17 protein-coding genes are annotated in these 18,989 nt (G+C 70.5%); 5 read left to right on the forward strand and 12 right to left on the reverse strand.

What is annotated here, in order from left to right; genetic code table 11:
• Positions 1–88 precede the first annotated feature (88 nt).
• From KNO15_RS12785 to KNO15_RS12800, 4 genes are all read left to right on the forward strand, one after another.
• A complete protein-coding gene (locus KNO15_RS12785; RefSeq protein WP_241704114.1) occupies positions 89–1,531 on the forward strand; it encodes a purine-cytosine permease family protein in 1,443 nt (480 codons plus the stop codon).
• Positions 1,528–3,159 carry an amidohydrolase gene (locus KNO15_RS12790; protein WP_241704115.1) on the forward strand — a complete coding sequence of 544 codons (1,632 nt, stop codon included), beginning with the start codon at positions 1,528–1,530 and terminating at the stop codon, positions 3,157–3,159. The genes KNO15_RS12785 and KNO15_RS12790 overlap by 4 nt, the downstream gene beginning before the upstream one ends.
• 90 nt (positions 3,160–3,249) lie before the next feature.
• A complete protein-coding gene (locus tag KNO15_RS12795) occupies positions 3,250–3,861 on the forward strand; it encodes a hypothetical protein (RefSeq protein ID WP_241704116.1) in 612 nt (203 codons plus the stop codon).
• 37 nt (positions 3,862–3,898) lie between these two features.
• Positions 3,899–5,860, forward strand: coding sequence for a potassium transporter Kup (locus KNO15_RS12800; protein ID WP_241704117.1), 1,962 nt, complete (start codon positions 3,899–3,901; stop codon positions 5,858–5,860).
• 208 nt (positions 5,861–6,068) lie between these two features.
• On the opposite strand, the gene KNO15_RS12805 is transcribed toward KNO15_RS12800, so the two are convergent.
• The 10 genes from KNO15_RS12805 to KNO15_RS12850 all read right to left on the reverse strand — a co-directional run bounded on the left by KNO15_RS12805 (position 6,069) and on the right by KNO15_RS12850 (position 15,180).
• Positions 6,069–6,689, reverse strand: coding sequence for an alkylhydroperoxidase domain protein (locus KNO15_RS12805; protein ID WP_241704118.1), 621 nt, complete (start codon positions 6,687–6,689; stop codon positions 6,069–6,071).
• Positions 6,686–7,273, reverse strand: a complete 588-nt coding sequence (locus KNO15_RS12810; protein ID WP_241704119.1) for a CMD domain protein — start codon at positions 7,271–7,273, stop codon at positions 6,686–6,688. The genes KNO15_RS12805 and KNO15_RS12810 overlap by 4 nt, the downstream gene beginning before the upstream one ends.
• Positions 7,274–7,311: 38 nt before the next feature.
• Positions 7,312–8,361, reverse strand: a complete 1,050-nt coding sequence (locus KNO15_RS12815; protein WP_241704120.1) for a putative FMN-dependent luciferase-like monooxygenase — start codon at positions 8,359–8,361, stop codon at positions 7,312–7,314.
• Entirely contained in the window at positions 8,358–9,101 is a 744-nt protein-coding gene (locus KNO15_RS12820) for an ABC transporter ATP-binding protein (RefSeq protein WP_241704121.1), read from the reverse strand. Before KNO15_RS12820 ends, KNO15_RS12815 begins: the two co-directional genes overlap by 4 nt.
• On the reverse strand, positions 9,098–9,967 hold the full coding sequence (locus tag KNO15_RS12825) for an ABC transporter ATP-binding protein (protein ID WP_241704122.1): 870 nt from the start codon (positions 9,965–9,967) through the stop codon (positions 9,098–9,100). Before KNO15_RS12825 ends, KNO15_RS12820 begins: the two co-directional genes overlap by 4 nt.
• The gene (locus KNO15_RS12830; RefSeq protein ID WP_241704123.1) at positions 9,964–11,766 is read right to left on the reverse strand and encodes an ABC transporter permease; all 1,803 of its coding nucleotides are present in this window, start codon (positions 11,764–11,766) and stop codon (positions 9,964–9,966) included. The genes KNO15_RS12825 and KNO15_RS12830 overlap by 4 nt, the downstream gene beginning before the upstream one ends.
• Before the next feature lie 18 nt (positions 11,767–11,784).
• The gene (locus tag KNO15_RS12835; RefSeq protein ID WP_241704124.1) at positions 11,785–12,948 is read right to left on the reverse strand and encodes an ABC transporter substrate-binding protein; all 1,164 of its coding nucleotides are present in this window, start codon (positions 12,946–12,948) and stop codon (positions 11,785–11,787) included.
• Positions 12,949–13,141: 193 nt separating this feature from the next.
• Positions 13,142–13,336, reverse strand: a complete 195-nt coding sequence (locus KNO15_RS12840; protein ID WP_241704125.1) for a hypothetical protein — start codon at positions 13,334–13,336, stop codon at positions 13,142–13,144.
• A 105-nt stretch (positions 13,337–13,441) separates the two neighbouring features.
• Positions 13,442–14,272, reverse strand: coding sequence for an alpha/beta hydrolase (locus KNO15_RS12845; protein ID WP_241704126.1), 831 nt, complete (start codon positions 14,270–14,272; stop codon positions 13,442–13,444).
• Positions 14,273–14,295: 23 nt separating this feature from the next.
• A complete protein-coding gene (locus KNO15_RS12850; protein ID WP_241704127.1) occupies positions 14,296–15,180 on the reverse strand; it encodes an ROK family protein in 885 nt (294 codons plus the stop codon).
• A gap of 136 nt (positions 15,181–15,316) precedes the next feature.
• Between KNO15_RS12850 and KNO15_RS12855 the strand changes: the two genes are divergently transcribed.
• Entirely contained in the window at positions 15,317–16,201 is an 885-nt protein-coding gene (locus KNO15_RS12855; RefSeq protein WP_241704128.1) for an alpha/beta fold hydrolase, read from the forward strand.
• A gap of 79 nt (positions 16,202–16,280) precedes the next feature.
• Here the strand turns inward: KNO15_RS12855 and hpaD are convergent, their stop codons facing one another.
• Together hpaD and hpaE are read right to left on the reverse strand one after the other, a co-directional pair.
• Positions 16,281–17,414: a 3,4-dihydroxyphenylacetate 2,3-dioxygenase gene (gene hpaD, locus KNO15_RS12860; protein WP_241704129.1), complete on the reverse strand. Its 1,134-nt coding sequence runs from the start codon at positions 17,412–17,414 to the stop codon at positions 16,281–16,283.
• 58 nt (positions 17,415–17,472) lie between these two features.
• Entirely contained in the window at positions 17,473–18,969 is a 1,497-nt protein-coding gene (gene hpaE, locus KNO15_RS12865) for a 5-carboxymethyl-2-hydroxymuconate semialdehyde dehydrogenase (protein WP_241704130.1), read from the reverse strand.
• Between the last annotated feature and the right edge of the window lie 20 nt (positions 18,970–18,989).

Below are 18,989 nucleotides of genomic sequence, written 5' to 3' on the forward strand. Positions count from 1 at the left end.
AATCGTTTTGGGTACGTAGCGTGCCCTCCGACGCGAACGACGACGTTCCGCGCACCCGAGCGCTTCTGCAGAATGACCTGGAGGACCCGTGTCAGACCAACCACCCATCGAGACACTGGCGGAGGAGTCAGCGCTGACGACCGACGCCGACAGCCCCACGCGCATCGAGACGCATGGCATCGACTTCATCCCGGAGACCGAGCGCCACGGCCGCGCCCGCGACCTGTTCGCCGTCTGGGCGGCGCCGAACGTCAACTTCCTCGCAGTGGTGGTCGGAGCGACCCTCATGGTCATGGGCCTCAGCCTCTGGGAGGCCCTCGTCGTCATCGTGATCGGGAACGTGTTCTCGATCGTCACCGGAATCGTCGCCGGCTCCGGTCCCGCGGCCGGCACTCCCAGCGAGGTCATCACCCGCGCGATGTACGGCATCACCGGCAACCGCTTCAACGTCGCGATCGCGGGCTGGCTGATCAGCGTCTGCTACCTCGCCATCAACTGGGCTGCCGCGACGACCGTCGCCGTCGGTCTGCTCGGGCGCATCGGCGTCCCCTCGACCGGCTGGACCATCGCGATCAGTGCCGTGGTCATCGCGGCGGCCACCATGGTCATCAGCGTGTACGGTCACGGCCTGATCATGCGGCTCTATCAGCCGCTCGCCATCGTGCTCGCGCTGATCTTCGCGGGCATGGCCGTCTTCGTGGTCAGCGGAGCGCACTGGAGCTTCGCCCCCGCGAAGCCGCTCTCCGGCATCGAACTCGTAGCCATGATGGCCGCGGGCGTCGCGCTCGTCGCCTCCGCACCGCTCTCGTACACGAACAGCGCCGACTTCTCGCGCTACCTGCCGCGCGGCACGCGGGTGCGCGACGTGGCGCTGTGGACGACGCTCGGGCTCGTCATCCCCGGCATCCTGGCCACGTTCGTCGGCAGCCTCGCGGCGAGCGCCGTCGACATGACGTCGCCCGAAGCCGGCCTCGAGAAGTTCCTGCCGGCCTGGTTCGCCCCGGTCTTCCTGATCTCGGTCATCGTCGGCACCATCGCCAACAACGCCATGACCGCGTACAGCTCGGGGCTTGCGCTGCAGGCCGTCGGCATCAAGCTCCCCCGCTCGCGCACGGTGCTGCTCGACGGGACGGTCGGCGTAGCCATGACGCTGTTCGCCCTCCTGGTCTGGAACTTCCTCGACAGCGTCTCCAGCGCGCTGCAGCTGGGGGTCACGATCCTCGCGCCGATCATGGGCGTCTACCTCGCCGACATGTTGTGGCGCCGCAACCGCTACGACGGCCCCGCGCTGACGGACGAGTCCCGCGGCAGTCGCTTCTGGTTCTCCGGCGGCTTCCATGTCGCGGGCGTCGCGGCGGTGCTCGTCGGCATCGCCGCCTCGCTGATGTGCAGCGCGACCCTCGTCTTCGTCGGCCCCATCGCCGCCGCCCTGAGCGGCATCGACCTCTCGGTGCCGGTCGGCCTGATCATCCCGTTCGTCCTCTATCTCGTGATCGTGCGGTCGTCGCGACGGTCGAAGGAGTCGCTGTGAGCACCCTGATCCACTACCGCGGCGGAGCGGTCTTCACTGCGGACACCCGGCCCTGGGCCGAGTCGATCGTGGTCGAGGACGGCCGGATCGCGTTCGTCGGGGACACCGTCACAGCCGACGCCCTGCCGGTCGACGAAGTCGTCGAGCTGCACGGCGCGGTCGTTCTCCCCGGCATCGTCGACGCGCACACCCACCTTGTCAGCCTCGGCGAGTCGCTGACCCAGGTCGACCTGCACGACGCCGCCGACGTGACGGAGATCCAGTCGCGGCTGCTGGAGGCCGCGGCCGACCAGCCCGGCGCCGACCGCCTGATCGGCCGCAGCTGGCTGTTCTCCGCACTCGGCGGACGGCCGCCACACCGCGACCTGATCGATGCCGTCGTCTCCGACCGCCCGGTCTACCTCCACGCCAACGACGTGCACTCGGCGTGGCTGAACAGCGCAGCGCTCGCCGAGCTGGGCATCGACGACGACACGCCCGACCCGCTGGGAGGCAGGATCGAGCGGGACGCTGCGGGGGCGGCCACGGGCTGGCTGCTCGAGAACGCGGCACTCGGGCTGATGCTCGACCGGCTCGAGGGGCTGGTGTCCGACGGCGAGCGCGAGCGGGCATTGCGGGCGGCCTTCGACACTTACAGGGAGGCCGGCGTCACCGCCGCGGTCGAGATGGCGCTGCGCGAAGCCGACCTGCGCGCGCTCACCGCTGCGCTGGCCGACGGCGACGGCACCCTGCCGATCCGGGTGGCCGCCCACTGGGTCGTCAACCGCACGGGCACGACCGAGGGCGACCTGGCCGGCGTCGCCCGCGCGATCGAGTTGGCAGGCGAACACCCCGGACCCTGGTTGCGCATCACCGGCATCAAGCTGTTCGTGGACGGCGTGATCGACAGCTGCACCGCCGCGATGCGCGCGCCGTTCGCGGACGGCTCGCAGCCGGAGGCGCTGTGGGACCTCCCCTCGCTCGCTGCCGTGGTGACGGCCGCGGATGCCGCGGGCCTCCAGGTCGCCATGCACGCGATCGGGGACGCGGCATCCGCTCTCGCGCTCGACGCCCTCGATGCGGCCGTGACCGCCAACGGGCCGCGCGCGGATCGCCGCCACCGCATCGAGCACCTCGAGACGGTGGATGCCGCCACCCCCGCCCGCCTCGCGCGCCTCGGCGTCGTCGCCTCGGTGCAGCCGGTGCACAGCGACCCCGCGATCCAGGAGAACTGGCGGGCGATGCTCGGCGACGCGCGGGTCGAGCGCGCGTACCCGTGGGGCGAGCTCGCGGACGCCGGCGCGACGCTCGCGCTCGGGACGGACGCCCCGACGGCGCCGTACGGCCCGCTGCCCAACCTCTACATCGCCGCGACCCGGCGATCGGCGACCGACCGTGACCTGCCGCCGAACCTCCCGGGCAACGCGATGGCGATCGCTGACGCGGTGCGCCGGGCGACGCGCGACGCCGCGTACGCCTCGCGCTGGGAGGGGGAGCTCGGCGTGCTGCGCCAGGGAGCGGCGGCCGACTTCATCGTCATCGACGCCGATCCGTTCCGCGACGGCGCGGAGGTGCTGCTCGATGCGACCGTCCGGCTCACGGTGCTGGGCGGGGAGGTCGTGTACTCGGCGGAGGGGGTCGCGGTGTGACGAGCCGGCCGTCGCCGGCCGTGCTGCACCGTTCGTCCTGACGATCCGGTTAGGTTGAAGGCGGCAGCTACGATCACCGATGGGAGCACCATGGGACTCTTCCCCTACGAGTCGCAGTGGGGCGACCTCGGCTGCAACGAACCGCTCATCGAGCACGGAGAGAATCCGGCTCGATTCTTCGACTGGTCCTCGGACGGCTATCCGTCGGAGGAGGAATACCTGTTCTGGTCCCGACACATCTGCGGCCTCGCCTGTCTGCGCTCGGTACTGCGCGCCTGGTCGCCGCAGCATGGCGACATCACCATGTTCGAACTGGTCGGCCGCGCGCAGCGGTGGACCGCGCTCGTGCGTGAGGGCGACACGGTCGCAGGACTCTACTACCGGCCGTTCGTGGACTGGGTCCGCGAGGACTTCGGCATCGACGGGGCCGTACACCCGGACATCGCGGCGGAGGAACTGCTCGAGCACGTCCGCGGCGGTCGGGTCGCACTCGCCTCCGTCTCCTCCGAGATCCGGTATCCCGACCGGCCGAACGTCAGGCGTGGCGGCCACCTCGTCCTCGTGCATCGCCTGGAGCGCGACCGCATCGTCCTCCACAATCCGTCCGGGGTGGGGCAGAGCGCGCGCGACGCCGAACTCGACCTCGACACGTTTCGACGGTTCTTCGCCGGCCGTGGCGTCACGCTGCAGAAGCCTGGGTGAGCATCAGCTGCGGCGCAACGGGGGTAGCGTGTCCCGCGTGCACGAGAAACACCCGGCCGTCACGCACGAAGACGTGGACGACGAGACCCCGGCCCCGTCGCGCACGGGCCGCCGCAAGAGAGTCGTGTACGCCGCAGCGCTCGCGGCCCTCGGCGTGGTCTTCGGCGACATCGGCACCAGCCCGCTCTATGCGCTGAAGACCGTCTTCCTGCTCGACGGCGGAGCGGTCAGGGCGCAGCAGGCCGACGTGTTCGGAGTGATCTCGCTGATCTTCTGGAGCGTCACCATCATCGTCTCGATCAAGTACATCGGGATCCTGATGCGCGCGGACAACGACGGCGAGGGCGGCGTGATGGCCCTGGCCGCGCTCGCGCAGCGGCTCTACGCGTCGAAGGCGGGCAAGGCCGGCACCCTCCTCGTCATCGGGATCGTCGGCGTCGCGCTCTTCTACGGCGACTCGATCATCACACCGGCGATCAGCGTGCTGTCCGCTGTCGAGGGCCTCCATGTCACGGTGCCGGCGATCTCGCACCTCGTCATCCCGATCGCCGCCGTCATCCTCGTCGCACTGTTCGCGGTGCAGCGGTTCGGCACGGGCCGGGTCGGCGCGCTGTTCGGCCCGGTCATGGTGCTGTGGTTCGTCGTCATCGCGGCTGCCGGGCTGGCGATGGTCGTCCGGTTCCCCTCGGTGCTGCTCGGCCTGTCGCCGACGTACGCCATCGCGTTCATCGTCGACCGTCCCGTGCTCTCCTTCGTCGCGCTCGGCGCCGTCGTCCTGGTCATCACCGGTGCGGAGGCGCTGTACGCCGACATGGGCCACTTCGGTCGCGCTCCGATCAGCCGGGCGTGGTTCTTCCTGGTCTTCCCCGCGCTCGTGCTCAACTACCTCGGCCAGGCCGCGCTCGTGCTGCACGACCCGGCGGCGCGCGCCAACCCGTTCTTCCTGCTCATCCCGGAGTGGGGGCGACTGCCGGTCGTCATCCTCGCCACCGCCGCGACCGTGATCGCGAGTCAGGCCGTCATCTCCGGCGCCTACTCGCTCTCGCGGCAGGCCGTGCAGCTCGGGCTCCTGCCGCCGCTGAAGATCCGGCAGACGTCGCTGCGCGAGGGCGGCCAGATCTACATGCCGGCGGTCAACATCCTGCTGTTCATCGGCGTGCTCGCGGTGACGCTCTCGTTCGGTTCCTCGGACCGGCTGTCGACGGCGTACGGCATCTCGGTCACCGGCGCGCTGGTCGTCGACACCGTGCTCCTGCTGCTCGTCGCGCGCCCGCTCTGGCACTGGGCGCCGTGGAAGCTCGCCCTGGCCGCCGTCGCGTTCGGCGGTCTCGAGCTGTCGTTCCTGGCGGGCAACCTGTCGAAGATCATCAACGGAGGCTGGGTCCCGCTGCTGATCGCCGGCGTCGTCATCCTGATCATGACCACCTGGCGTCGCGGCCGGCAGCTGGTGCAGGCCGACCGCAAGCGCAAGGAGGGGTCGATGGCCGCCTTCGTCGAGGAGGTCCGCCGGCTGCACCTGCCGCGGGTTCCCGGCATCGCGATCTTCCCGCACCCGAGCAAGGAGACGGTGCCGCTGGCGCTGCGTGCGAACGTCAAGCACAACCACGTGCTGCACGAGCACGTGATCATCGTCTCGGTGAGCTTCGCGCAGGTGCCGCACGTACCGGCCGAGGAGGCCTTCGAGTGCGACACGCTCGGCTACGAGGACGACGGGATCGAGTTCCTGAGCGTCCGCTTCGGCTTCTCGGACGATCCCGACATCCCGCGCGCCCTCCGCGCGGCCGTGCGGATCGGGGTGCTGCCGCTCGACTCCGCGAACTTCAAGACGGCGTCGTACTTCATCTCGCGCGGCGCGATCCGCGTGACCCGGCAGAACGGGATGGTGCCGTGGCGCCGCGGGCTGTTCGTCGCCCTCGCCCACAACGCGGCCGACCCGGCCGCGCGGTTCGGCCTCCCCGCCCTCCGCACGGTGACCATGGGCAGCGACGTCGAGATCTAGGTGTCGGCGACTCCGGAGTCCCGGGGGGTCCGGCGGCGTGTCGACCCGTTACTCCGGAGATCCGCGGCGATTCGGCCGGGTTCTCCGGAGTTACGGTAGCGGTCTCCCGACCGTGTCTCCGGAGGTCTGTCGGGGGCCGGTCGGGTTCTCCGGAGTTACGGAAACCGCGGCGGCGTGTCGGCTGCAGCTTCCGGAGTTGCGAACCTGCCTACGACTTCGGCGGGGTGGGCTCGCCCAGGGACAGCATGAGGCGGTTGGCCCAGTTGAAGAAGGCCGCGCCGTTGATCGCGTCGATGATCGCCACGTCGTCGAGGCCGGCCTCCCGCAGCGCGCGCACGTCCGAAGCGCCGAACTCGTCCGGGATGCGGGTGAGCGCGACCGACGCGTCGATCACGGCCCGCCACTGCGGGTCGCCCTGCTGGGCGGCGGTGCCGTCGTCGAGCAGGCGCTGCACGTCCTCCGGCCGCTTGGAGTGGTGGCTGGCGAAGCGTGAGTGCACGGACGCGCAGAAGATGCAGCCGTTGGTACGGGAGGCCGCGGTGGCCGACAGCTCGCGGAGGGCGCGGGTCAGGCCGCCCTTCTCGTTGTAGAAGATGTCGTTGTCGGTGCGGGTGCGTGCCCCGAGGATGTCGGGGTCGCGCACCAGCAGCCGGAAGTACGGGCTGTTCGCGCGGCCCTTGTCGACCAGGCCGGCATAGTGGCGCTCGGTGAGCTCCTCCAGCGGCAGCGGCTCGAGCCAGGCCTCCCAGCCGAGTTCCGCCTGCGTGAACTCGTTCGGCGCCGTGGCCGTCGGCTCCTCGGTCGTGGTGCCGGTGATCGTCTCGCTCATGCGAGCTCTCCCTTCAGGACGGTGAGCCCCGCGACCACGCGGAGCTGGAAGCTGAGGAACGCCACGAGCTGAGACAGCGTGACGATCCCGGTGGTCGACCACCCGGCGTCGAGCAGCGCCTGGAGGGCGTCGGCCGAGGCATCCCTCGGCCGGTAGACGAGCAGGTGCGCGTGGGCGAGGGCGGCGGCGAGACGCGGGCCCGCGGCGGCGGCGAGCTCGGCCGACGGCTGCCAGTGGAGGCCGTCGACGTTCTCGGCCGACAGGGGGCCGTCGGGATAGTCGCCGTAGGGGCCGTCGGTCAGCGCGCCGGGCAGCGCCGCCTCCAGGGCCGACAGCAGCACGGCGTCCTCGGCGGCCAGGAGGTCGCGGTAGAACGACGCGGTGGGCGACTTCGAGAGCCTGACCGTCCAGAAGGCGACGGCCAGCCGCTCCCGCTGGGCGACGTGCGACAGGTCGTCGGACCGCAGCAGCGCGTCGAAGCTCGCCTGCGCGTTGGCGCGGGCGTTGGGGCGCTGGTCGCGCAGGCTGTCGAGCGGGTCGCCCGGCTGGATGCCGACCAGCTGGTCGATGACGTCGGTGGTCATGGGGGTCCTTTCGATGGGTCGGAACGGTTCGGAACGGATCAGCGCAACGCGACCGCCGGCACGGCCGGCGACCAGTCGAGCAGCTCGCGCCCGACCTCTGCGCTCAGCTCGATGGAGCGCAGCACGGTCTCGTGCGGCGGATCCACCGGGTGCGGCTGGAACGCCACATCGGTCGCCCGCGCGAGCACGGTGTCGGCGCCGAGCGTGGCGAGCACCTGCTCCGGCGTGCCGATGTGGACGTCCAGCCAGGCCAGCAGCTCGGCGTCGGTGGTCCCGGCGGGCACCGCCAGCCCCTGGGCGTCGACGAACGAGCGCCCGCGGTCGATCCCGCGCCGGATCCAGGAGGCCGCCTCGGCCTCCGTGTCGACGACGAGCACCGAACGGGAGGCCAGGATGCGCGGCGCCACACCGGCGGGCAGGGCGGCGAGGTAGGCGTCGACGATCGCCTCCTGCAACTGAGGAGAGGAGGGCGCTGCCCACTCGCGGCGCGGCTGGGTGCGCGAGAGCATGAGGCCGTTGCCGCGGCGGCCGATGCGGGCCGCTCCCTCGGCCGAGAAGGTGGCCTCCCAGATCACGTCGAGCACCGCAGGCGCCGCCGGGTACAGCGCTCCCCCGTCGGCGGTCAGCTGCTCCCCGCGCAGGGCGGCGACCAGCGCCTCCCTGTGCCGGTCGTAGATCGCGGCCCTGTCGGCAGGTTCGTGGCCGAACGGCGCGAACGACGACGGCGTGCCGCCGGACCCGATGCCGAGCTCCAGCCGCCCGTCGGAGAGCAGGTGCAGCACGGCGGCGTCCTCGGCCACCCGCAGCGGCGCCTCGAGCGGCAGCGTCACGATGCCGGTGCCCAGCCGGATGCGGACGGTCAGCGCGGCCGCCTGGGCGAGCAGCACGAACGGTGAGGGGAGGCCGCCCTCCGCCTCGTGGAAGTGGTGCTGAGCCACCCAGACCGTGTCGAAGCCCACCTCCTCCGCCCGCACGAACTGCTCGAGCGCGTTGCGATAGCGCTGCAGCGCCGTACCGTCATCGAGCAGCCGGGTGAAGAACCCCAAGCGCTGGCGCGTCGTGTCCGTCCGTCGTGCGAGTCCGGTCATTCGTGGGCCGCCTTTCCCAGATAGGCCTCCTGGATCTGCGGGTCGTCGAGCAGCTCGCGCGCCGTGCCCTGGAGCACGATCGCGCCCGTCGCGAGCACGTAGCCCCGGGAGGCGATGGAGAGCGCCAGCTCGGCCTGCTGCTCGACGAACAGCACGGCCACGCCGAGCTCGGTGTTGATGCGCACGATCTCGTCGAGCACCTGATCGACCAGCTTCGGCGAGAGGCCCATGGTCGGCTCGTCCATGCAGATGAGCCTCGGGCGGCTCATCAGGGCGCGCGCGAACGCGAGCATCTGCTGCTCGCCGCCGGAGAGCGTGCCCGCCTGCTGCTTGCGGCGCTCGGCGAGGCGCGGGAAGTGCGTGCGCATCCGGTCGAGGTCCTCGGCGACGGCCGCCTTGTCCGTGCGCGAGCGGGAGCGGCGCGTGTACGCGCCCGCGATCAGGTTCTCGTCCACCGTCATGTCGGGGAACACCCGCCGCGCCTCCGGCACCGAGGCGATCCCGCCGGCGACCCTCCGCCGCGTCGAGGCGTGGGTGATGTCGGCGCCGGCGAAGCGCACCGTGCCGGACTTGGGCCGCACGAGTCCCAGGATGGTCTTCATCGTGGTGGACTTGCCGCTCGCGTTGCCGCCGAGCAGCGAGACGATCTCGCCCTCGCCCACGGTGAGCGAGTTCCCGCGCAGGGCGTGGAACGGGCCGTAGTAGACGTTCACGTCCTCCAGCGCCAGCAGCTCGGTCATGCCAGGTCCACCCCTCCGAGTCCGCGTCGGCGGCCGAGATACGCCTCCACGACCGCGGTGTCTCTGCGCACCTCGTCCGGCCGCCCCTCCGCGATGATCCGCCCGCCGTCCATGACGATCACGCGATCGGACACCGTCATCACCAGGTCGAGTTTGTGCTCCACGAGCAGGATGCTCTGGCCGGCAGCCTTGAGCTCGAGCAGCTGCGCGAGCACCTCGGCCGTCTCCGACTGGTTCATGCCGGCCGTCGGCTCGTCGAGCACCAGCAGCTTGGGCTCCAGGGCCAGTGCACGGGCGATCTCGGTGCGCCGCCGGTTCGCATAGCTCAGCGAGTACGCCGGGTCGTCGCGGCGCGGGCCGAGCCTGGCTTCGAACCGGTCGATCTCCGACTCCACGACCGCGTCGATCGTCGCCCGCTCGCGACGGGAGGCCGGCGTGCCGACGATCGCGATGTACAGCTCGGCGAGCAGCGGGATCCAGCGGAGCAGGAACAGGTTCGCCAGCCGCCGGAACGGCCGGTGCGCCCGCAGCGTGGTGTGCAGGCCGACCTCGATGTTGTCGGCCACCGACAGCGTCGCGAACACGCGTCCGTTCTGGAAGGTGCGGGCGATGCCGTGCTCGGCGATGCGCGCGCTGTCGGCGCGCTCGATCCGGTCGCCGTCGAGGGTGATGGTGCCGCCGTTCGGCCGGATCGCGCCGGTGACCAGGTTGAGCGTGGTGGTCTTGCCCGACCCGTTCGGACCGATGATCGACACGACCTCCCCGCGGTGCACGGAGAACGAAATCCCGTCGACGGCCTTCAGCCCGTCGAAATGACGCTCCAGTCTCTGGACGCTCAGCAGCGTTCCGTTCGATTCGGCGGTCACGAGTTCCTCACCAGGATGCCGCCGGGGCGGAAGCGGACGACCAGGATCAGCACCAGGCCGTAGACGATGATGCGCAGCTCGGGCGTGAACCTCAGCAGCTCCATGGCGCCGATCAGGACGATCGAGCCCACCACCGCTCCGTACGGGAGGCCGACGCCGCCCAGGATCACGATGGTCACCACGAGCAGCGACATCAGCATCGTGAAGATGGTCGGGTCGATGTACGTGTACTGGTGGGCGAGCAGTGAGCCGCCGATCCCGGCGAAGAAGCCGGAGACCGCGAAAGCGAGCGCCTTGTAGTCGCGGCCGCGCACCCCCGACGACAGGGCGGCCACCTCGTCGGAGCCGACCGAGGAGATCACCTTGCCGAGGTGCGACGTGCGCAGCCGCCACATCACGATCAGCGTGATCACGAGCACGCCGAAGTCGATCCAGTAGTACGCCTGCGGGGTGTTCAGCGGCGTCCCGAACCAGTCGGGGACCGGGATGTTGTAGAGCCCCTGCGGCAGGACCAGCTGGATCACCGCGACGATCGCGATGCCCAGCCCGAGCGTGGCGATGGAGACGTAGTGCCCCTTCACTCCCCAGATCGGCGACGCCAGGATCGACGCCACGACGGCAGCGGCCAGGCCGGCCAGCGGCAGCGCCACCCAGAACGGCACGTGCAGGTACAGCGTCAGCAGGGCGGAGGCGTACGCGCCGATCGCGATCGGGCCGGCCTGACCGAGCGCGAGGACGCCGGCCTGGCCTGCGGTCACGGTGAAGCCGGCCGCGATGATCGCGTAGATCAGCACCTGGGTGCCGGTGGTCACCAGGTAGTCGTTGCCGAACACCGGCACCACGATGCCGAGCACCGCGAACGCCAGCGGCCACACCCAGCGCGGGATGCGCAGCGGCCTGCCCTTGCCGAGGAACGTTCCGGTGAGCGGCTCCGTGGAGATCAACGGCACCTTTCCGAACAACCCTCCCGGCCGCACGATCAGCACCACGATCAGGATGACGAAGACGATGATCTCGCGGGCGGTGTCGCCGAAGAAGTGGATGCCGAACGCCTCCAGGATGCCGAGGACGAAGCCGCCGATCACCGCGCCGACGAGCGAACCCAGCCCGCCGAGGGTGGCGGCCACGAACGACGTGAGCCCGACGTCCAGGCCCGAGCTGGGGTTGGCGACGCCCACGTAGAGCGCGATGAAGACGCCGGCGAGGCCGCCGAGCGCCGAGGCGATCACGAACGAGACGTGCTGCACCTGGCCGACGGGGATGCCCATCTGCAGAGCGGCCTCCTGGTCCTGCGCGGTGGCGCGGATGGCACGGCCGACTTTGCCGTACTTCAGGAAGACGGTCATCACGACCATGACCGCGGCGGTGGTGCCGAGCATCACCACGTCGGAGGTTCCGAAACGCATGTTCCCGATGTGCAGGTTGGAGGTCGGCAGCACCTCGGGGAAGACGCGGAACTGCGCCGTGAACGCGACCTGCGAGGCGTTGTCGAGGATCAGCGAGATCGCGTAGGTCGACAGCATCGCCGCGAGCGGCAGGTACTTCGCCAGCGGGCGCACGACGGTCGCATTGATGAGCAGACCGATCGCGCCGCAGATCGCGAGCACGAGGAGCAGGGCCAGCCAGAACGGCAGGCCCAGCTTCACCACGAAGAACCACGACAGCATCGCGCCGAGCCCGAAGAACGAGAACTGCGCGAAGTTGACGACGTTCATGACGCCGAAGACGAGGGAGATGCCGACCGCTCCGAGGGCGTAGACGTTCCCTCGGAGCAGGCCGGCGATCAGTGTGTCGAGCATGGTGTGCGCTTCAGCGGCTCAGCCGTTGTACGCGACCCACTTCCCGTTCTTCAGGATGCTCGGGGTGAGCTGCGGCGACGCGACGCGACGGGTGGCCTGGTCGAAGGTGATCGTCCCGTAGACGACGCTGGGCACGTCCTTGACCTTCTTGAAGCCGGCCAGGATGCCCTCGCGGGTCGTCCCGCCGAGCTTCGCCGCGGCGACCGCGACGTTGAGCGCGTCGTAGGCGCCGGCCTCGAATCCGGTGACCTCGGTCTCGTTCGGGTACTTCTTCTGGAAGGCCTTCACGAAGTCCTGCACCTCCTTGGCGGGGTTGGAGGCGAGGAACTCGGCGCCGTTGATCGCGCCCTCGGCATCCTTGGTGCCGTCGAAGGACTGCTCGTCCTGGCCGCCGTAGAAGGTGCCGTCGTAGCCGATCGCGCGCAGCTGGGTGACCAGCTTGGCGGCGTCAGGGCCGTAGCCGATGTGCACGAAGGCGTCCGGCTTGCCGGCGACGGCCTTGGTGAGAGAGGGGCGGTAGTCGTCGGAGGTGTCGAGCACGCCCTCCGCGTCGGTGATCTTCAGGCCGATCTTCTTGGCCTCGTCCTTGAAGGCGTTGAACGCCGGGATGCCCCAGTCGGCGGTGTTGAGGTAGGTCACGCCGACCGACTTCACGCCCTGCTTCTTGATGTAGTCGGCCGTCCAGGTGTAGGTCGCGCTCGTGGTGATGGAGGTCGACCACTGGTACTGCGTGCCCTTGGCCGTGAAGTCCGGGTTCGAGTTGTTGAAGCCGTACTGCAGCAGCTTGCCCGCGGTGTAGATCGGGGAGGCCGGGATGGAGGCGGCCGACGAGTAGTCGCCGAAGACGAGGCTGACGCTGTCGTCGCCCACGAACTTCTGCGCGACGGCGACCGACTGCTTCGGGTCGGACTGCGAGTCCTCGTACTTGAGAGCGACCGGGTGGCCGTTGATGCCGCCCTTCGCGTTGACCTCCTCGACGGCGAGGTCGAACGCCTCCTTGAACTGCTCCCCGTACTGCGCGTACTGGCCGGTCACCGCGGCGGAGACGCCGAAGTAGACGGGGCTCTTTCCGGAGGAGGAGCCTCCGGTCGCGGCGGACGAGTCGCTCGCGCACGCGGCGAGACCCGCGACGGTGAGCGCGGCGACGGAGACGACGGCGGCGCTCCGGAGGATTCTCTTCATGCTGTGTCCTTCACATCGGGCTGGGATGACGCGGGTGGGTGCGTCGCCGACGTTAGGACCGGACCGGGCGCGGACGCACCCTCCACCGTCACAAACGGTTGCGGTTGTTAATACACGTCACACAGTTTGCGAGCGGACGCGTTCGCGAGGCAGGAGCGTCGCAGCTCAGCGCCGGTGGCGTCGGAGCGAGGCATCATCGCCGGCTCGCCGCCCTGTCCGCTCCGGTGTCGCTGTCGAACTCGGGCCGCCACTCGTCGTGCGCGTGCGTGCGGCCGATCAGGCAGAGGCACGCCACAGCGATCACGGTGTCGTCGCGCGCCGAACGGAACAGCTCGACGTGCGGCTGCCGCTGCGCCGGCTGCGCCAGCGCGGAGATGGGGCGTGCCATACCGGGAGGTTAGGCGTGTCAGGCAGGGAAACCGCTGGCCGGCAGCCGACAGTGCGCTGACTCTGTGCCCTGAGATTCGTGCGGACTCTCAGGTCGGCGCGTCGTTCAGACCCCGCTCACGCCACTCGGAGCGTTCCAGAGCCAGCGGAGAGCGTCGGGGAGGAGCACACCGCCGTGGTTGGGGCTGTGGCCGCCGTCGCCGACGGCCAGGCGGATGTCGTAGCCGGCGCGCGCGAAGGCGGCCGCGGTCTCCAGGTTCTCGGCGAACCAGTTGTCCTCGCGCCGGTTCCAGTTCAGATCGCGGTGCGCCGCGTGCAGGAACGCCCGGAACCCCCGCGGGCTCCCGGTGCCCGCGAGGGCCGGATACGGGTTTCCGCCGGGCAGCTGCGCGAAGCTCGCGTTGAAGGTGATGGCGCGGCCGAATGCGTCGGGCCGGGTCCAGACGGCCGTCAGCGCCGCGTTGCCGCCGCTGCTCCCGCCGCAGATCCCGCGCATCATCGGGTCGCTCGAGACGGCGAAGCGCTCCTCGACCAGCGGCAGCACCTCCTCCAGCAGGAAGCTCGCGAAGCGGTCGTCGAAAGCGTCGTACTCGGCATTGCGGTTCTTCGCGGGAGGATCCTCGCCTGCCAACACCCCCGGATCGACGAAGACGCCGACCATCGGCGGCAGCTCGCCGCGCGCGGCGAGGTTGTCGAGGACGATTCCACCCCGCACGTCTCCGGCGGGATCGAGGTACCACCAGCCGTCGGTGAAGAACATGACGGCGCAGTCCGTCTCCGCCGACAGCCCGGCCGGACGGTGCAGCCACACGCTCCGGGAGGTGCCGGGGAAGCGTTCACTTTCGCTCAGGCGCAGTTGCTCGACGACGCCGGGCACGACGCCGGGCTGCGGCGTCGAATCCGGACCGTACGCGTAGTCGACGGCGTCCTGCGACACCGGCAACGGAGCGTACGGGAGGCTCACGCGACCAGGTCGGCGGCGAGGCTGAGCGCCCCGACCAGCCCCGACTTCCCCTCGAGCCCCGGGGTGACGAGGAGTTCGCGCGGGTCACCGGTCGCGACCTGCGGCGGGCCGTAGCCTCCTGCGATGGCGGTCAGTGCCGGCCAGGTGCGCTCGAGGAGACCCGGAGCGAGCATGACTCCCCCGCCCAGCACGAGGCGGTCGAGGCCGAGGGTGAGCACCGTCGTCCAGGCGAGCTGCGCGATGTAGTAGGCGAGGATGTCGAACGCCTCGTCCTTCTGGTCCGCGGGGAACGACGACGCGTCGACTCCCCAGCGGGCGAGCACGGCCGGGCCGGCGGTGAGGCCCTCCAGGCAGTCGCCGTGGTAGGGGCAGTGGCCCTCGAACCGGTCGGCCGGGTGACGGCGGACCAGCAGATGGCCGAGCTCCGGCCAGCCGTTGCCGATGAGCGGGTGGCCGTCGACCACCAGGCCGACGCCCACGCCCGTGCCGATCGTCGCGTAGCCGACGTTGCGCGCGCCACGCCCGGCTCCGGCCCGGGACTCGCCGATCGCGGCCCCGGTCACGTCGCTGACGAAGGCGGCGGGGGCGTTCGCCGCAGCGCGCACCGCGGAGAGCACGTCGGTGTCCTTCCAGCCCGGCTTGGGGGTGGAGGTCACGAAACCGTAGTGCGGAGAGGCCGGGTCGGCGTCGACGGGGCCGAAGGAGGCGATGCCGACGGCCTCCACCGGTCCGACCTCCGCGAGGAAGTCGGCGATGCGGCCGAGCGTCTCCTCCGGTGTCGTGGTCGGGAACCGCCGGATCGACGTGGGCTCCGTCAGGTTCTCCCGGTCGGCGACACCGCAGACGATCTTCGTTCCGCCGGTCTCGATCCCTGCGATCATCGCGCACCCTTCCTTACGGCTCCGGGCGCGACCACACGCGCCCCTCAGAGAACGCTAGCCGACCCGGGACCCCCCTCGCGCACCGCCGAGACGTGAGGGATTGCCGGGGAGGCTGCTCGCGGAGCACGCTGAGGGAATGAGCACCGGGGAGCGCGCAGCGAAGCCGCGCCGGCTGCCGCGCCGGCCGGCGTCGAGCCTGGCGGAGCACTGGACGCGGGTCGACGGAGTCGACGTCTTCTACCGGGAGGCGCCGGGACCGCCCGGCGCGCGCACCATGATGCACGTGCACGGCTTCGGGCTCTCCGGCCGGTACCTGCTGCCGACCGCCGAGCGGTTGGTGCACACCTTCCACACGCTCGTCCCCGACCTCCCGGGGTTCGGACGCAGCGGCGGGTCGCCGCGCGGACTCGCTGTGCCCGACCTGGCGCACGCCGCCGTGCGGTTCCTCGACGACCGCGGCGTCGAGAAGGCGACCCTGGTCGGCAACTCGATGGGCTGCCCGGTGATCGTGGAGTTCGCGCACCACTATCCCGACCGGATCGACCGCGCCGTCCTGGTGTCGCCGGCGGGCGGCGCGTACAACCGCCCGATGACCCGTGCCGTCCTGCAGCTCGCCAAGGACGGCCGGCGCGAGCCCGTGCGGCTGGTGAAGGTCGCGCTGCCCGACTACCTCCGGTTCGGCGTCGCGAGCACGGTCGTCATGTTCGACGCGCTCACGAACTATCCGTCCCTCGAGCGGCTGCTGGAGCTGAGCGTCCCGACCCTGATCGTGATCGGCGACCGCGACCCCCTGATGCCGGACCCGGAGCGGGTGCGGGAGCTCGTGGCCGAGACGGACGACCATGTGGTGATCGTGCGTCTGGAGGGCGCCGCGCACGCGATCAACTTCAGCGAGCCCGACGAGCTCGCCCACCTGATCGAGCGGTTCATGACCGACCGTCCGATCGTGCAGGGCGCGACCCCCGCGCAGCGCTCGTACGAGATCCACCGCAGCCGCCACCTCCCCGCCTCCGGCGCGTGACCGAAGGGCACGTAGCCGCCCCTAAAACCACGGTTTAGGGGCGGTTGCCTGCCCTTCGGCGGGCGGGGAGCAGCCCTTCTCAGACCTGCGCGCCGAGCTTGAAGCCCTGAGGCTCGTCGTTCTTGCGGGTGTACGAGAAGCCGTCGGCGCCGATGGTGACCTCCATCTCGGAGTCGTCGGTGCGCGTGGTGAGCGGCTGCGGGTTGCCGTCGAGGTCGAGCACCAGGGAGGCGTCGGTGTACCAGGAGGGCACGACCGGGTTGCCCCACCAGTCGCGGCGCTGGTTGTCGTGGACGTCCCAGGTGACGACCGGGTTGTCCGGGTCGCCCGTGTAGTAGTCCTGCGTGTAGATCTCGACGCGGTGGCCGTCGGGGTCGCGCACGTAGAGGTAGAACGCGTTGGAGACGCCGTGCCGGCCGGGACCGCGCTCGATCACGTCGCTCATGCGGAGCGCGCCGAGCTTGTCGCAGATGGCGATGATGTTGTGCTTCTCGTGCGTGGCGAACGCGACGTGGTGCATCCGCGGCCCGTCGCCGCCGGTCATGGCGGTGTCGTGCACGGTCGGCTTGCGGCGCATCCACGCGGCGTAGGTGGTGCCCGCCTCGTCCTGGATGTCCTCCGTGACGCGGAAGCCGAGGTCCTCCATGTACTTGACCGCCCGCGGCACGTCGGGGGTGACCTGGTTGAAGTGGTCCAGCCGGACGAGGGCGCCGGGGGTGTAGAGGTCGTACCGCCACGCGAGCCGCTCGACGTGCTCCACCTCGTAGAAGAACTCGTACGGGAAGCCCAGCGGGTCCTCCACGCGGACGCTGTCGCCGACGCCCTTGGTGAAGCCCTCCGCACGCCGCTCGACGCGGCAGCCGAGCTCGGTGTAGAACGCGACCGCGCGGTCGAGGTCCTCCGGAGTGCGCACGCGGTAGGAGAAGGCGGCGACCGCGGCGATCGGCCCCTTGCGCAGCACGAGGTTGTGGTGGATGAACTCCTCGAAGCTCCGCAGGTAGACGGTGTTCTCGTCCTCCTCGGTCACGACGAGGTCGAGCACGTTGACGTAGAAGTTGCGGCTGGCCTCCAGGTCGGTGACCACGATCTCCATGTACGCGCAGCGCACGATGTCCGGCGGGGCGGCCTTCGGGGTCGGGATGCGGTCGGTCGGTGCCGGGATCGGGTCGGTCAGGCCGACCACGGGCTCCGGGCCGTCGGGGGTGATGCTCATGGTGCTGCTTCCTCTGCGTTGAGTACGGTCTGGTGTCGTGTGGGGATGGAGGCGGGCGTCAGCGCGCGCCGAACCGGGCGGTGTGCACCGGTCCGAGCGTGATGTGCACGGCCTGCTGGTCGGTGTAGAAGTCGATGGAGCGGTAGCCGCCCTCGTGGCCGAGGCCGGACGCCTTCACACCGCCGAACGGGGTGCGGAGGTCGCGCACGTTGTGCGAGTTGAGCCACACCATCCCGGCCTCCACGTTCTGGGCGAAGGTGTGCGCGCGCTCCAGGTCGTTGGTCCAGAGATACGCGGCGAGGCCGTAGCGGACGCCGTTGGCGAGCTCGAGCGCCTGCTCGTCGGAGTCGAACGGGGTGATCGCGACGACCGGGCCGAAGATCTCCTCCTGGAAGATCCGGGCCTCCGGCGCGACATCGGCGAAGACGGTCGGCGCGACGTAGTTGCCGTGCTCCAGCCCCTCCGGGCGGCCGCCGCCGGCGAGCAGTCGGCCCTCCGACTTGCCGATCTCGACGTAGCTCATCACCTTGTCGAAGTGCTCGGGGTGCACCAGCGCGCCGACCTCGGTCTTCGGGTCGTGTGGGTCGCCGACGACGATGTTCTTCGCGCGGGCGGCGTAGCGCTCGCAGAACTCGTCGTAGATCGACCGCTCGACGAGGATGCGCGACCCGGCGGTGCAGCGCTCGCCGTTCAGCGAGAAGACGCCGAATAGGGTGGAGTCGATCGCCGCGTCGAGGTCGGCGTCGGCGAAGACGACGGCCGGCGACTTGCCGCCGAGCTCCATCGACAGGCCCTTCAGGAAGGGCGCGGCGTTGGCGAAGATCAGCTGGCCGGTGCGGCTCTCGCCGGTGAACGAGATGAGCGGGACGTCCGGGTGCTTGACCAGCGCGTCGCCGGCCTCCTCGCCGAGCCCGTTGACCAGGTTGAAGACGCCGTCCGGCACGCCGGCCTCGCGGAAGATCTCGGCCCAGAGGCTCGCCGACAGCGGCGTGAACTCGGCGGGCTTGAGCACGACGGTGTTGCCGGTCGCGAGCGCGGGGGCGAGCTTCCAGCTCTCCAGCATGAACGGCGTGTTCCACGGTGTGATGAGGCCGGCGACGCCGATCGGCTTGCGGTTGACGTAGTTGAGCTGGCTGCCGGGCACCTTGTAGGCGTCGTCGGCCTGGGCGACGATCAGGTCGGCGAAGAACCGGAAGTTCTCGGCGGCACGTCGCGCCTGACCCAGCGCCTGGGTGATCGGGAGGCCGGTGTCGAAGGTCTCGAGCTCGGCGAGCCGGGCGTCCTGGGCCTCCACGGCGTCGGCGATGCGGTTCAGCACGCGGGCGCGCTCGCGCGGCTTCATCCGCGGCCACGGGCCCTCCTTGAACGCGCGGGTCGCGGCGGCGACGGCGAGGTCGATGTCCTCCTTCTGCCCGGCAGCGGCCTGCACGTACGTCTGGTTCGACACCGGGTCGAGCACGTCGAAGGTCTTGCCGGAGACGCTGTCGACGAACTCGCCGTCGATGAAGTGCCGGATGGTCGTGGGGAGGTTCTCGGGAACGTAGTGCTGCGCCATGCGCTGGCTCCTTCTTACTG

The sequence above is a fragment of the Leifsonia shinshuensis genome, from assembly GCF_022606355.1.
Taxonomy (GTDB): Bacteria; Actinomycetota; Actinomycetes; order Actinomycetales; family Microbacteriaceae; genus Leifsonia; species Leifsonia shinshuensis_B.